Origin of the sequence: Nocardia thailandica NBRC 100428 (assembly GCF_000308795.1) — a bacterium.
Taxonomy (GTDB): domain Bacteria; phylum Actinomycetota; class Actinomycetes; order Mycobacteriales; family Mycobacteriaceae; genus Nocardia; species Nocardia thailandica.
Genome location: NZ_BAGK01000034.1, coordinates 1 through 13768, shown reverse-complemented (window position 1 = coordinate 13768; position 13768 = coordinate 1). Strand labels below are relative to the sequence as shown.

General features: G+C 71.6%; 13 protein-coding genes. 9 read left to right on the top strand and 4 right to left on the bottom strand.

What is annotated here, in order from left to right; translation table 11 throughout:
* Positions 1-463: FAD-dependent monooxygenase (locus tag ON36_RS03525; RefSeq protein WP_043647531.1), on the top strand; the 463-nt coding region annotated here is incomplete at its 5' end.
* Positions 464-608: 145 nt separating this feature from the next.
* Positions 609-803 carry a CsbD family protein gene (locus ON36_RS03520; RefSeq protein ID WP_043647530.1) on the top strand — a complete coding sequence of 65 codons (195 nt, stop codon included), beginning with the start codon at positions 609-611 and terminating at the stop codon, positions 801-803.
* Here ON36_RS03520 and ON36_RS32495 read toward each other — a convergent pair.
* Positions 781-1557: a class I SAM-dependent methyltransferase gene (locus tag ON36_RS32495; RefSeq protein WP_052313611.1), complete on the bottom strand. Its 777-nt coding sequence runs from the start codon at positions 1555-1557 to the stop codon at positions 781-783. The two genes, ON36_RS03520 and ON36_RS32495, sit on opposite strands and share 23 nt — an antisense overlap.
* A 448-nt stretch (positions 1558-2005) precedes the next feature.
* Here ON36_RS32495 and ON36_RS03510 point away from each other — a divergent pair, with 448 nt between their 5' ends.
* The 4 genes from ON36_RS03510 to ON36_RS03495 all read left to right on the top strand — a co-directional run bounded on the left by ON36_RS03510 (position 2006) and on the right by ON36_RS03495 (position 7095).
* On the top strand, positions 2006-3877 hold the full coding sequence (locus ON36_RS03510; RefSeq protein ID WP_043647529.1) for a TetR/AcrR family transcriptional regulator: 1872 nt from the start codon (positions 2006-2008) through the stop codon (positions 3875-3877).
* Positions 3878-4061: 184 nt separating this feature from the next.
* Positions 4062-5888: an acyl-CoA dehydrogenase gene (locus tag ON36_RS03505; protein WP_043647528.1), complete on the top strand. Its 1827-nt coding sequence runs from the start codon at positions 4062-4064 to the stop codon at positions 5886-5888.
* A 32-nt stretch (positions 5889-5920) separates the two neighbouring features.
* Positions 5921-6586: a TetR/AcrR family transcriptional regulator gene (locus tag ON36_RS35375; RefSeq protein WP_169334677.1), complete on the top strand. Its 666-nt coding sequence runs from the start codon at positions 5921-5923 to the stop codon at positions 6584-6586.
* A gap of 29 nt (positions 6587-6615) precedes the next feature.
* Positions 6616-7095 (top strand): DinB family protein, encoded by a 480-nt coding sequence (locus ON36_RS03495; RefSeq protein WP_043647527.1) that lies wholly within the window; start codon positions 6616-6618, stop codon positions 7093-7095.
* A gap of 33 nt (positions 7096-7128) precedes the next feature.
* On the opposite strand, the gene ON36_RS03490 is transcribed toward ON36_RS03495, so the two are convergent.
* Complete coding sequence (locus tag ON36_RS03490; RefSeq protein ID WP_052313609.1) at positions 7129-8178, bottom strand: alpha/beta hydrolase; 1050 nt, start codon at positions 8176-8178, stop codon at positions 7129-7131.
* Positions 8179-8443: 265 nt separating this feature from the next.
* On the opposite strand from ON36_RS03490, the gene ON36_RS03485 reads away from it, so the two are divergent.
* Both ON36_RS03485 and ON36_RS03480 read left to right on the top strand, forming a co-directional pair.
* Positions 8444-9298, top strand: a complete 855-nt coding sequence (locus ON36_RS03485; RefSeq protein WP_043647526.1) for a haloalkane dehalogenase — start codon at positions 8444-8446, stop codon at positions 9296-9298.
* A 136-nt stretch (positions 9299-9434) separates the two neighbouring features.
* Positions 9435-9995: a TetR/AcrR family transcriptional regulator gene (locus tag ON36_RS03480; protein WP_043647525.1), complete on the top strand. Its 561-nt coding sequence runs from the start codon at positions 9435-9437 to the stop codon at positions 9993-9995.
* Between the two features lie 41 nt (positions 9996-10036).
* Here ON36_RS03480 and ON36_RS03475 read toward each other — a convergent pair whose 3' ends face one another.
* Both ON36_RS03475 and ON36_RS03470 read right to left on the bottom strand, forming a co-directional pair.
* Positions 10037-11161: an alpha/beta hydrolase gene (locus ON36_RS03475; RefSeq protein ID WP_043647524.1), complete on the bottom strand. Its 1125-nt coding sequence runs from the start codon at positions 11159-11161 to the stop codon at positions 10037-10039.
* Between the two features lie 108 nt (positions 11162-11269).
* Positions 11270-12760 (bottom strand): flavin-containing monooxygenase, encoded by a 1491-nt coding sequence (locus ON36_RS03470; protein ID WP_281004808.1) that lies wholly within the window; start codon positions 12758-12760, stop codon positions 11270-11272.
* Here ON36_RS03470 and ON36_RS03465 point away from each other — a divergent pair.
* Positions 12735-13768 (top strand): AraC family transcriptional regulator (locus ON36_RS03465; RefSeq protein ID WP_157224754.1); only part of this gene is annotated, 1034 nt, incomplete at its 3' end. The two genes, ON36_RS03470 and ON36_RS03465, sit on opposite strands and share 26 nt — an antisense overlap.

Here is a 13768-nt window from a genome sequence, read left to right as displayed (position 1 = left end):
CCATCGCGATCTCGCCGCGCAGCGGAGGCTGCTGCGCGAGCGGGTCGCCGACCTGGGCTGGCTGACCCCGCGCGTGCTCGCCCACCTCGACGACGCCCCGGACTTCTACCTCGACCAGGTCGCCCAGGTCGTGATGGATCGCTGGTCGTCGGGGCGGGTCGGTCTGCTCGGGGACGCCGCCTACAGCTCGTCGCCGCTGTCCGGGCAGGGCACCGGGCTGGCCCTGGTCGGGGCCTACCTCCTGGCGGGCGAACTGGCCGCCGCCGGATGGGACCCGGCGGCCGGGTTCGCCCGCTTCGAGGAGCGCATGCGCCCGTTCGTCGAGGCCAACCAGGAGATCGGCCGCGCGCACGCCCACGGCCGCGCGACCGGGCAGCACCCCGAGCCCGACGACGCCTTCTTCGCGCTGATCGACCGCGCGCTCAACGGCGTCGAGCTGCCCGACTACGCCCCTGTCGCCTGACCGCGCGCGGTTCTACGATGGGTCGGTGAGCGCGTGACCGGCCCACACGGCCGTCGATTCCTCCGCGCAGGGTGCCGCGGCAGCGGCAGCGATCGACCTTCGGCGGAGCCGGTTCGGCCGGCGCGGCACAGCGCGAGGAGATCCGATGTCGCTCAACGACAAGATCGGCAACAAGTTCGAGGAGTTCGCGGGCAAGGCCAAAGAGGTCGCCGGGTCGGTGACCGGCAACGACGACCTGCGCGACGAGGGCAGGGCCCAGCAGGCCGGGGCGGCGGCGAAGGAAGCCGTCACCGAGCTGAAGGACGCCGCCCGCAAGATCAAGAAGATCCTGGAGCGGTAGCGGCGGGCGGCGTCTCGATCACCGCCGCCTCCGCGTCGGGCCGCGCCCGCGCCGCCGGCCGGGTCCAGGCCACGGCGCAGACGCTGCGATCGAGCCCGGCACTGATCCGCGCGCCCGGGAACGCCTCGCTGTAGTGTCGCCGGAACGCCTCCCGATCCAGGGTCCGCGCGCCTGCCGCCAGCCGGCGCCAGTGCGGATCGCGGCGCAGCCGGTACATGGCACGGGCGTCGCCGACCGACCGGCGGGCTATGCCGGCCCGGACCGCGCCGTCGAGCCCGCGCGCCCATCGGTACAGCCGGTAGGCCGGGCCGCCCGCGCGGGCCCAGGCCGGGGTGCTGGTGACGTAGTCGATGACCACCAGCGTGCCGCCGGGACCGACCAGGTCGCGGACGTGGGGCAGCGAGAGCCGGGGATCACCGAGATGGTGCAGCGTATTGACGCTGAAGACCAGGTCGAAGGTGCCGACGCGGCCGGGGGTCGCGTCGCGGATGTCGCCCACCCGGTAGTCGATGCGGCGCCTTCCGACGCGGCGCCGCGCGGTCTCGATCATCGCCGCGGAGACGTCGACCGCGACGACCTCCTCGAACCGGTCGGCCAGCAGCGCCAGGAATTGTCCTGAGCCGCAGCCGAGTTCGATGGCACGTCGGCCGTTCGCGGGCACGGCGGACTCGACCCACGGCCGGTAGCGGGCGTGGGTGATCTCGGCGAACGGGGCGTAGATCCGGGCGAGGGGGTCGAAGAGCGCTTCGGGCACGGTTCACGTCCAATCGGTCGTTCGGGCGGCAGGGCACGACGAGACATCGGTGAGACGGTGGAACCCGGTGTGCGTCCGATCCGGGAACAACCTCAGCGTAAACGGGGCTTGACACGCCTCTGGTCCGACACTCCGGTCGGCGCGTGCCCGCCGGGTCGCCGCGGCGGCGACACCGTCCGCGGTGCCCGCATCCGTCGAACGACAGGGAGACCCCTGCGCGTCACCGTCTACGCCGGATCCTCGGCCGGGACTCTGCCGCGGCACCGGCGGGCCACCGCATCCTTCGTCACCACCCTCGGAGCCGAGGTCCCGGACCGGAAACCCACAGGTCGGCGACCCTCGGCGAACTCGACACCCCGATCGGCTCCGCACCGCGCCAAAGTCTGAATATGATGGTGACCAAAGTTGCGGTGCCAGGACTCCGCGGGACCTCGGGAGACGAGAACACATGGCGAGAATCGCTTCGGCGACCGGCCGGTACGCCGGGCGCTCCGCCGACGAACGGCGCGCCGAGCGCCGGGCACGCATCCGCGAGAGCGGGCTGACGGCGTTCGGCGCGGGCGTCGGCTACCGGCGCACCCGGCTGGCCGATCTGTGCGCTGCGGCGGGGGTCTCCACCCGCCAGTTCTACGAGGAGTACGACACCGTCGAGGACCTGCTCACCGAGCTGCACACCGACATCGACACCGCCGTCGAGAAGCATGTCCGCGACGAGATCGGCCGGGTCGAGGACCTGCCCCTCGCCGACCGCGCGGAGGCGATGCTGCGCGCCTATCTCGTCTACGCCACCCGCGATCCGCGCTGCGCCCGCCTGGTCTTCGTGGAATCCCTCGCCGCGGGCGACCGGATGGAGGCGCTCCTGCGCGCGCGGCGCGCGACCTGGACGGAGTTGCTGCGCGCGATGTTCGACGCCTTCGCCGACCGCGGCGAGATCGCGCGGCGCGACTTCGCCCCGGCCGCCGCGACGTTCGTGCAGGCGGTCAAGGGCGTCCTGCACGGCTGGATCCTTGGCTGGGTGGAGGCCACCACCGAGCAGCTCACCCACGAACTCCTGCGCATGCTCCTCGGCATCCTCGGCGCGGCCCCGCCGCGCGCCGAGCCACGGGAGCAGGCCCCGCGGGCGGACCCCGGCGCCCCGGCCGTGCGCCGCAGGCCACGCGACCGCCGGGCCACGATTCTGCGCGCCGCCGACGCCGCCTTCGCGCGCAAGGGCTTCCACCGCACCTCGATGGCCGACATCGCCGCCGCGGTCGGCATCAGCCCCACGGCCCTGTACCGCCACTTCCGGACCAAGCAGGAGCTGCTCGGCTGCAGCCTGCGCGAAGGACTCGACACCGTCCTCGCCCGCGTCGAGGGCGCCCGCGACGACGCCGAGGTGCTGCCCGCCCTGGTGCGGGTCGCCCTCGAGACGCGCGGCCTGGCGCGGCTGTGGCAGCTCGAATTCCGCAATCTCACCCCCGCCGACCGGGTCGGCGTGCTCGCCCGCTCGGTGCGGCTGACCCACCTCGTCGACCGGGCCGTCGCCGCGCGCCGCCCCGAGCTCGCCGGCGCCGACCGCGAGCTGCTGAACTGGGCGGTCCTGTCGGTGGTCACCAGTCCGTCCAATCACCGGACCCGGCTGCCGGACGAACAGTTCGCCGCGGTGCTCGACGGCGTCGTCGAGGCGGTGATCACCACGCCGATGCCCGCGCCCGCCCTCGGGCGTCCGGTGTCCCCGGTCCCCGGTCCGCCCGAGGACGGCACCGCCGACCAGATGATCACCGGCGCCGCGCGCCTGTTCCACCGGCGCGGGTTCGGGGCGGTGAGCATCGAGGACATCGGCGCGGCCGTCGGCGTCCGCGGCCCGGCGCTCTACCACCATTTCGCCAGCAAGGCCGACCTGCTCGAGGAGGTCGTGGCGCGGAACAACCGCTGGGTCCACCGCTACACCGAACAGGCCCGCGCCGACGGCGAGGACGCCAGCGGCTACCTGCGGCTGGTGCTGCGCTACTACGTCGAGTTCGGCATGGCCCAGCCCGATCTCATCGGCACCGCGGTCAGCGAGGTGGGCCACCTGCCGGAGGACGCCGCCGCCCGCTATCGCCGCACCCACCGCGAGGGCATCATCGAGTGGGCGGGGCTGCTGCGGATGGTCCGCCCCGAGGTGTCGATGCCGACGGCTCGCGTCCTCATCCACGCGACGGCCACCCTGGTCAACGACGGTGTCCGCAATCCCCGCCTCACCCGGCGCGCGGATCTGGCCGATCAGCTCTGCGCGCTCGGCGAGCGCATCGTCCTGGCCGACATCTCCCCGCGCACCGGGGTGCTTATCACCGAATGACATAACCGCCGACCCTGTGGCCGAACGCAGGTCAACCAGGCGTTATCGCCCTATCGGCTACTTAGTGTCCGATAACTTAGTCTTGCGTCCGCACCTACCGTAGGACATCATGGGCGCGGGAGCGCGTCCCGCTCCTTCACCGCCCGCCCGGTCGTGGCGGGCCCAGTCGAGAGGTACGCGTCCGGTGGGCCATTACAAGAGCAATGTCCGCGATCTGGAGTTCAACCTGTTCGAGGTGTTCGACCTCGGCGCCGTCCTCGACACGGGCGCCTTCGGCGACCTCGACACCGACACCGCCCGCACCATGCTCGGCGAGGCCGCGCGCCTGGCCGAGGGGCCGGTCGCCGAGCCGTACGCCGAAACCGACCGCACCCCACCGGTTTTCGACCCGACCACGCATTCGGTCACGCTGCCCGCCTCGTTCACGAAGGCGGTGCGGGCCTGGCAGGACGCCGAGTGGTGGCGGATCGCCAAGAGCGAGGCCATCGGCGGCGTCGCCGCGCCCGCCATGCTGGGCTGGGCGATCAACGAATTCGTCCTCGGCGCCCAGCCCGCGGCCTACATGTATCTCACCGGCCCGATGATCGCCCAGGTCCTGACCAGTGTGGGCACCGAACAGCAGCAGCGCTGGGCCGCCACCGCCGTGGCCCGCGACTGGGGCGCCACCATGGTGCTGACCGAACCCGACGCGGGCTCCGACGTCGGCGCCGGACGCACCAAGGCGATCCGGCAGGACGACGGCACCTGGCACATCGAGGGCGTCAAGCGCTTCATCACCTCGGCCGACTCCGGCGACCTGTTCGAGAACATCGTGCACCTGGTCCTGGCCCGGCCCGAGGGCGCGGGCCCGGGCACCAAGGGCCTGAGCCTGTTCCTCGTGCCGAAGTTCCACTTCGACGACGAGACCGGCGACCCCGGCGACCGCAACGGGGTCTTCGTCACCAACGTCGAGCACAAGATGGGGCTGAAGGCGTCGGCCACCTGCGAGCTGACCTTCGGCGGGCACGGCGTCCCGGCGGTCGGTCACCTGGTCGGCGAGGTGCACAACGGCATCGCGCAGATGTTCGAGGTGATCGAGGAGGCGCGCATGATGGTCGGCACCAAGGCCATCGCCACCCTGTCGACCGGCTACCTCAACGCCCTCGACTACGCGAAGTCCCGGGTGCAGGGCGCCGACCTGACCCGGGCGGCGGACAAGACCGCCCCCAAGGTGACCATCCTGCACCACGCCGACGTCCGGCGCTCGCTCATGATGCAGAAGGCCTACGCCGAGGGGCTGCGCTCGATCTATCTCTACACCGCCGGCCACCAGGATCCGGCGGTCGCCCAGCACATCTCGGGCGCCGACGCGGCGCTGGCCGCCCGGGTGAACGACCTGCTGCTGCCCATCGTCAAGGGCGTCGGCTCCGAACGCGCCTACCAGTACCTCACCGAATCCCTGCAGACCTTCGGCGGCTCCGGCTTCCTGCAGGACTACCCCATCGAGCAATACATCCGCGACGCCAAGATCGACTCCCTCTACGAGGGCACCACCGCCATCCAGGCCCAGGACTTCTTCTTCCGCAAGATCGCCCGCGACCAGGGCGTCGCCCTGACCCACCTCCTCGGCGAGGTGCGCGCCACCGCGCACTCCGACCGCGACGGCGGGCAGCTCAAGACCGAGAAGATGCTGCTGGCCAACGCCGTCGAGGACGTCCAGGAGATCGCGGGCAGGCTCACCACCCACCTGCTCGACGCCGCGGAGCGCCCGCGCGAACTGCACAAGATCGGCCTCAACGCGGTCCGGTTCCTGCTGGCGGTCGGCGACCTGCTGGTCGCCTGGCGGCTCGTCGTCGGGGCCGAGGTCGCCCTGGCCGCACTGGAATCCGCGGCCGACGACGACTTCTATCGCGGCAAAGTCGCGGTGGCGTCGTTCTTCGCGAACACGGTGCTGCCGCATCTCACCGCCGACTGGGCGGTGGTGTCGGCCACCGACCTGAGCCTGATGGATCTGGCCGAGTCCGCGTTCTGAGCGCCCTGCACAGCTCCCGGGAGTCCCTGACCGTGTTCGGTTCACCGCGCCGGGTCGCGCCCTCGGTGCGGAACCGCAGGCAGGCGCGGCGCGAACAACTGCTGGCGATCGCCCAGCGAGCCTTCGCCACGCACGGCTATCACGGGGCGACGATGGCCCGCGTCGGCCGGTCGGCCAACATCACCAAACCCGTGCTCTACCGCTACTTCTCGGGCAAGCTCGAGCTCTACCTCGCGGTGATCCAGCGCTCGCTCGACGAGCTGAACACGGCGGTGCGCCGGGCGCTGGATTCGGCGCGGAGCGAGACCGAGGCCGTCCACGCCACCGTCCACGCGATCTTCGATCTGGTCGATCGCGACGCGACGCCCGCCGAGGTGCTGGTCGGTCCCGCGGTGCCGGACGAGCCCTCGGCGGAACTGTCGATCCGATCGGCCTGGAACGAATGCGCCCAGACCGTCGCCGACGGTCTGGGCCCCGACCGCAGCCCCACCCAGGCGCGGCTGCTGGCGTCGGCCGTCCTCGGCGCGGCGCTGACGGGCGCCCGGGACTGGCACCGCGCGGGACGGCCGATCCCGAAGAACGAGGCGGCGGACCTGATCGCCCGGCTGCCCGCCACGGGTCTTCGGGCGGCCCCGGCCGCTCCGGGCCCGCAACCGTCCGGATCCCCGCCCCGCTCCCCCGGCCGGGTCCCTGATTGACTTGTCTCCGACGCGGGACAGGAGGCCCCATGGGATCTTTCGATGTGGTGCTCGACGACGAACGCACCCAGCTCGACGCCTTCGTCGAGGACTGTCGCGGCGCGATCGAGGCCACCCTCGACGGGCTGTCCGAGGAGCAGGCGCGGCGCCGTCTCGTCCCCTCGGCGACCACGCCCCTCGGGCTGGTCAAGCACGTGACCTGGATGCAGCGGGTGTGGTTCGAGGAGTGCGTGGGCGGCACCCCGCGACGCGAGCTGGGCCTGGTCCGCACGCCGGAGGAGTCCTTCCGGCTCGACGACGCCGACACCGTCGCCTCGGTCCTCGACGCCCACCGACGCGCCTGCGCCGCCGCCCGTCTCGCGGTCGCGGATCTGCCGCTGGACACGGTCGTGACCGGGCACCGGTCCGGTCCGCGCACCCTGCGCTGGGTGTACCTGCAGGTCCTGCGCGAACTCGCCCACCACTGCGGGCACGCCGACATCCTGCGCGAACAGATCCTGGCCGGCTGAGGACGCGGCGCGCGCGGTTCGGCCGGACCGCGCTCAGAACCCGCGCGCGGTGAGCCAGGAGTCGAGTTCGTCGCGGAACCGGGTCGGCTCGAGGGTGAGGCCGTGGGTGGCGCCGTCGACGAGCACGGTGGTCACATCGCCGCTGCCCGTGAACAACTCGCCATGGAACCGGGCCCGGTTGACGTCGAAGACGCGGTCTTCGGTACCGGTGAGCACCAGCACGGGCACCGTGATCTCGCCGAGGCGGGCCGGATCGACCAGTGTCGCCTCGGTGAGCGACACCATGTCGCCGCAGGGGTTCAGCGCGCGCAGCGGCGCGGCCGCGGCGGCGACCTCCGGCGGGGCGCCCGCCAGGAAATCCCGGCGGAATCCGGCCTCGTCGGCCGTCAGGTAGCTGTAGCCGGGCGCGCCCGCCGGGGACGGCTGACCACCGGCGACGCAGCGGGCGCCCCAGGTCAGGCTGCCCGCGAGCTGTTCGGGCGTGAGGGCGAGATCGGAGTAGGACAGCACGCCGACCGCGTCCACGTCGCGGAACGAGTACGCCGCGATCTGCGTGACGGCCCCACCGAGGGAATGCCCGAGCAGCGCGACGCGGCCGAAGGAGACCGCCCCGCCCGGCGCCGTGTAGAGACCCGAGCGCAACTGCCCCACGATCTGATGCACGGCGGTGGCCTGCCCGCCGACACAGCTCTGCGCGCCCGCGGGCTGGCCGCTGGCGCCGTACCCGAGCCGGTCGATGGTGACCGAGACGTGGCCGCGGCCCGCCATCTCGCGCACGTGGTCGTAGCCGGGCGCGCCGTCGAATCGCCAGAACCACTCGCTCACCTCCAGCCCGTGCACATACAGCGACACGCTGGACGCGGCGCCGCCGGCGAGGAGGTCGGCGGGCCCGGTGAGATGCCCGCGCACCGTGTAGGTGCCGCCGTCGGTGCCGCACGGCACCCCGGACTCGTCGACGTTGCGGACCGAGAAGGCCACCTCGCGGTCGACGACGGCGGCCTCGGCCCGCGCGGCGGCGATCGGCGCGGCGGCGACCGCCAGCACCGCGACCGCGGCGGCCTGCACCCAGCGGGAGATACGCACTGGTCGAAACCTCTCTGTCGGTGGAGCTGTGGGGTGGATCGATGACCGCCGACGATCGCGTCCGCGTGCCCGCCGGCGATCGCGGGCGGCACTGCCCGGAACTGTAACCGACTGCTCCGCCGTTCGATCCGGTCGACCCGGTCTCCCTCCTGCCCGGCGACGATCGGGCTTGCGCCCCGGCCGGATCGGACTGGACACCGTGCGCCCCGTCGCCTACCGTGAATTCAGTCAGCCAACTAACTCACAGCGTTGCGAAGGAAGTCCCGTGCCCCAAACCCGCGTCCTCGACTCGACCATGTATCACCGCGAACTCGGCGACGGCGCCCCGATCCTGTTCCTGCACGGCAACCCGACCTCGTCCCACCTCTGGCGGAAGGTGTTGCCCGCCATCGGTTCCGGCCGCCTGCTCGCCCCGGACCTGATCGGCATGGGCGAGTCGGGAAAGCCGACGATCGACTACTCCTTCGCCGACCACGCGCGGTACCTGGACGCCTGGATCGACGCCGTCGGCCTCGGCGAGGTCGTGCTCGTCGGCCACGACTGGGGCGGGGCGCTCGCCTTCGACTGGGCCGCACGGCATCCCGGACGGGTACGCGGGATCGCGTTCACCGAGACCATCGTCAAACCGATGAGCTGGGCGGAGTTCCCCGAAGCAGGCCGCGACCTGTGGCGGGCCATCCGAACCGACGGTGTCGGCGAATCATTGTTCCTGGACGACTCGTTCGTCGCCGACGGCCTGCGCGCCATCTCGGCCGCGCTCACCCCCGCCGACCTCGAGGTCTACCGGCGCCCGTACCCCACCCGGCACAGCCGCCTCCCCCTGCTGCGCTGGGCCCGCTCGATGCCCCTGGACGGCACCCCGCCCGACGTGGTCGCCCGCGCCGAAGCCTACGGCCGCTGGCTGGCGGCGAGCGCCGACGTACCCAAGCTCATGGTGAACTTCGCCCCCGCCTACGGCGCCATGACCGAACCGGCGGTGATCGACTGGTGCGCGAGGACCGTCGCCTCGCTCGACATCGAACACTTCGCCGAACCGAGCGGACACCACACCCCCGAAGATCAGCCCGAGCTCCTCGCCGCCGCGATCTCCGGCTGGCTGGACCGCAACCACCTGCGGTGATCGGCGCTGCGCGTGGCGCTTCCTCGCCTACGGCGCCCCTCCGTGCCCTCACCCACGCGGGCCGCGACAGTACCGTGCTTCTTGAGGACTGTCCAAGATAGGCTCTTCCACAGGACGCGACGAGTCAGGACTGGTGATGCCGAGAAACAGACGCCCCCGAGATCGTGAGGAGAAGCGCGCCGAGATCGTCGCCGCCGCGCGGCGACTGTTCACCGAACAGGGATACGACGCGGTCCCGGTGAGCAGAATCGCCAAGGACGCCGGCGTGGTGTCGAACACGCTGTACTGGTACTTCCGCGACAAGGACGCGGTCCTGACGGCGGTACTGGAGGAGGTCCTGGCCGACTCGATGGCCCGCTACGGCGAGATCCTCGGCACCGATGTCGTGGATCGACTGGTGTGGGTCGTCACGGAGCTGGAGCAGGTGAGCCGGCTGGTGACCACCGTTCACGCTCGCGCGAAGGAGTCGGAGAGCGTGCGGGACTGGCACGAGGCGTTTCACGCGTTGGCGGAGGGCTTCTTCCGGGCGGACCTGACCGAGATCGGCGTTCCCGACGACGAGCTGGACGCGATGACCGAGATCGGCGTCTTCGTGGTGGAGGGACTGCTGATGCATCCGGTCGACGAGGAGCGCAAGCGCGCGGTGATGGAGACGCTGATCCGGAGCGCCCGCGGCATCGCGGTAGCCGCCCGCTGACGTCGTCGGCGGACGGCTACTCGGGCCGCGTGTCGTCCGGTTCAGCCCGCGACGTGCGCGGCGTCGGCGAATTGTTCGGCCAGGAAGGCGATCTGGTCGCGGACGGCGGCCTCGAAGTGGGTGCCGAGGTAGATGTCGAAGTGGTCGCAGGGGTAGGTCCGTACGCGGACGTGTGCCAGGCCCCGCGCGCGGCGCTTGGTGGTTTCGGCCGGGGCGGCGGCGTCGTGGTCACAGACGCACAGCAGGGTCGGAACGCCGGCGTGGGCCATGGCACGACCGGGACGGTAGAGCGGCAGCCGGAACACCAGGCGGGCGGCCAGCGCGTTGGCGGCGTCGAAGTCGCCGGACGGGCCGCGCAGCACGCCCCACATCGAGTCGCGGCCCACCATGGTGGCGGGCTTTCGTCCGTCGTCGGCGACCGTGGGTTCGATGTTGCTCGACACCCGCGCACGCACCGAGGGCAACCACCTCAGCAGGGCGCTGGTGCGGCGGGAGAGCCGCGTTCCGGGCGGCAGCAGCGCCGACGCGCCCGCGAGGGCGTCGGGCGAGGCCACGAACGCGGGCATCCACGACGTTCCGGCCATCGGCATGAGGACGGGCCGGATACCGAGCCAGGAGCACGCGGTGTCGAGGATGCCCGCGGCCATCAGCACGACGGCGCTCAGCGGCCCGGCCCGCAGTCGCGAGACCAGCGAGGCGGGCCCGTCGGTGAAGGGACATTGCGCGACGATGGCCGCGACCTGCGGGTTGCCGCTCCCGACCTGCAGGACGTGTCCGCCGCCGAAGGAGGTGCCCCACAACGCGATCCGTTCGGTGTCGACCCCGGGAAGGGTGCGCGCGAAGGCGAGGGCGGCGCGCCAGTCCGCGAGCTGGCGATCGATGTCGAGGAGCTGGCGCGGCCGGCCGCCGCTGGCACCGAGGTGGTGGTAGTCGAAGACCAGCACCGACCAGCCGTGCGCGGCGAACCGTTCGGCGAACGCGTCGAGGCGCATCTCGCGCACCGCTCCGAGCCCGTGGCCCATGATCACCGTCGGCCGGTGCCCGGACGCGCCGGCGGCGGTGTACAACCACGCCGCGCACGGCACGCCGTCGGAGAGGAACTCCACATCGCGCCGCTGCGTCGCCACAGTGGCCTCACCTCGATCGAGGGACTCGTCGCTAGCCATAGCTTGCTTTCCTTCCGTTCCGCGGGCCCCGCGCTCTTGGGCGGCGCCCAAGAACCGTGGCCACGACCACGGTAGGCACTTCTTGAACGGCAGTCAAGAAGTATGGACTCACGAGGTCGCTTCGGCGACGCCGGCTTCTCGCGGTGCCGCGCTCACGTGGAAATCGGCGAGCGCGAGCGTCGCCGTCCGCCGGGAGTACTCCGAGACCGTGCCCGGCCAGTTGCTGGAGATCCGCCCGGAGGCCGATTTGTACCAGCTCACACACCCCGTCCATGCCGAGCCGGCGAGGCGGCGCTGGATCTCGTCGTCATAGCGCTGTTCGACCTCCGCGCGGATCTCCAGGACCCCACCCCCGTTCCGCGCCGACACCTCGACCGCCTGCCGGATGTAGCGGGCCTGCCGTTCCAGCATGTAGATGATCGAACCGGTGCCGAGGTTGGTGTTGGGGCCGTACATGAGGAACATGTTCGGGAACCCCGGAACCGTCATGCCGAGATGCGCGCGGGCGCCCTCGGCCCACGCCGCGCCCAATTCGCGGCCCGCCCGCCCGCGCACCGTCATCGGTCCGAGGAATTCCTGGGTGGCGAAGCCGGTGCCGTAGATGATCACGTCGACCGCGTGCTCGACACCGTCCGCGGTGCGGATTCCACGGGCGGTGATCTCGGTGATGCGTTCGGTGACCAGGTCGACGTCGGGCTCGGTCAGGGCCGGATAGTAGTCGTTGGCGAACAGCACTCGCTTGCAGCCGATCGGGTAGTCGGGGGTCAGCTTCTGCCGCAGGGCCGCCGAGGCCACCTGCCGCCGCAGCTGCCACCTCGCCGCGGCTTCGACCGCGGCGCTGATCGGCCGGTTACCGGTGATGCCCAGCGTCCACACTTCGCCCAGGGTCCACCACAGGCCGCGTTCGAGTGTCTGCAACAGCGGCAGCCGCCGGAAGACGGAGTGATGGATCGGCCGGTACTCGCCGTCCGGCTTGGGCAGGATGTAGGGCGCCGAACGCTGGAACAGGGTCAGCCGCGCGACCTCCGGCTGAATGCGCGGAACGAACTGGATGACGCTCGCGCCCGCGCCGATCACCGCCACCCGCCGTCCGCGCAGGTCCGCATCATGATGCCACCGCGCCGAATGAAACGACGTGCCCTCGAAACGCTCGCGTCCCGCGATGTCGGGCATCGCCGGACGCGACAGCTGTCCTGTCGCGGGCACGAGAATCCGAGCTCGCACCGAACGGCCGTCGGCGGTACCCAGGATCCACAGCCCGTCGGCCTCCTCGAACCGGGCGTCCGTCACGTCCACGTCGTAGCGGATTCGTTTCCGCACCTCGGGTGTGGATGCGATGTCGGTCAGGTAGCCCTCGATCTGGGCCTGACCGGCGTAGCGCCTGTTCCAATCCGGTTTCGGCGCATAGGAGAACGAGTAATACGGCGAGGGCACATCGCAGGCGGCGCCCGGATAGGTGTTCTCGCGCCACACTCCGCCCGCTCGATCCGCCTTCTCCAGGATCAGGAAATCGTCGATCCCCGCCCGCAGCAGTTCGGCGGCCATCGCCAGCCCCGCGAAACCCGCACCGACGATGACCACCGATACCGTGTCCGTCACGCTTGTCGTCCCATCTCGCATGGTCGTCGACGCTAATCACGGACCATCCCGGGACGTAGATCCCTGCGGCCAGAAAATTGACAATTTTGGCCATAGCCTCGGCCGGGCGGTAAACTCGCTGGTCATGACGGGATCCATCCCGGCCGCGGCGGTTTCCACGCACGATTTTCCCCGGTCGGCCGCCGGCGTCGCCCTGATGTCCCGGTTCGCCGACGATCACGGCCTCACGCTCGCGCAGACACTCGACGGCTCGGGCCTCACCGCGGCCCATCTCGCCGACCCCCGCACCCACGTGTCGGCAGCGCAGGAACTCGCCGTCGCCACCAATCTGGCCACCGCGCTCACCGGGGAGGACCACCCCGGGCTCGATCTCGGCCGCAGGTACCGCACCACCACCTTCGGCATCTTCGGATTCGCCTGCCTGGCGAGCCCCACCCTCGGCGACGCCCTGTCGTTCTTCCTTCGCTACTTCGACCTGACCTTCGCGTTCTGCGTTCCGCGCGTCGAAGTGTCCGAGGCCGAGGTGATCGTGCGACTCGACGACAACGCGCTGACGGCACCGGCGCGCCGATTCCTCCTCGAACGCGACGCCGCGGCCATCCTGACCGTGAGCGAAGACCTCTTCCCCGGACACTTCGCACCGACGCGCGTCGAGATCCGCCGCCCACCGCCGGTCTCCCCCACGGCGTTCGAGGACGTGTTCCACCGGCTACCGCTCTTCGGCCGGCCCGAGAACATCGTGACGTTCGACCCGCTCCTGCTCACCCAGCCGCTGCCGCGCGCCGACCCGCGCACCCTCGCGCAATGCGAAGAGCAGTGCCGGCAACTGGTCGCCGCCCGCCGGCACCGCCACGGCATCGCGGCACGGGTCAGGGACCTGCTCACCCACGTCGATCCGGTCGCGGCGGGGCCCGACGAGGTCGCGCGCGCCCTCCACCTCAGCACCCGCACCCTCCGGCGACGACTCGACGAAGCGGGCACGAGCTATCAGATCCTGCGCGACGAGGT

Coding starts and splice junctions, on each gene's coding strand:
- ON36_RS03510 (WP_043647529.1), top strand. CDS start 2,006: ATGGCGAGAATCGCTTCGGCGACCGGCCGGTACGCCGGGCGCTCCGCC.
- ON36_RS03495 (WP_043647527.1), top strand. CDS start 6,616: ATGGGATCTTTCGATGTGGTGCTCGACGACGAACGCACCCAGCTCGAC.
- ON36_RS03520 (WP_043647530.1), top strand. CDS start 609: ATGTCGCTCAACGACAAGATCGGCAACAAGTTCGAGGAGTTCGCGGGC.
- ON36_RS03475 (WP_043647524.1), bottom strand. CDS start 11,161: ATGGCTAGCGACGAGTCCCTCGATCGAGGTGAGGCCACTGTGGCGACG.
- ON36_RS03480 (WP_043647525.1), top strand. CDS start 9,435: ATGCCGAGAAACAGACGCCCCCGAGATCGTGAGGAGAAGCGCGCCGAG.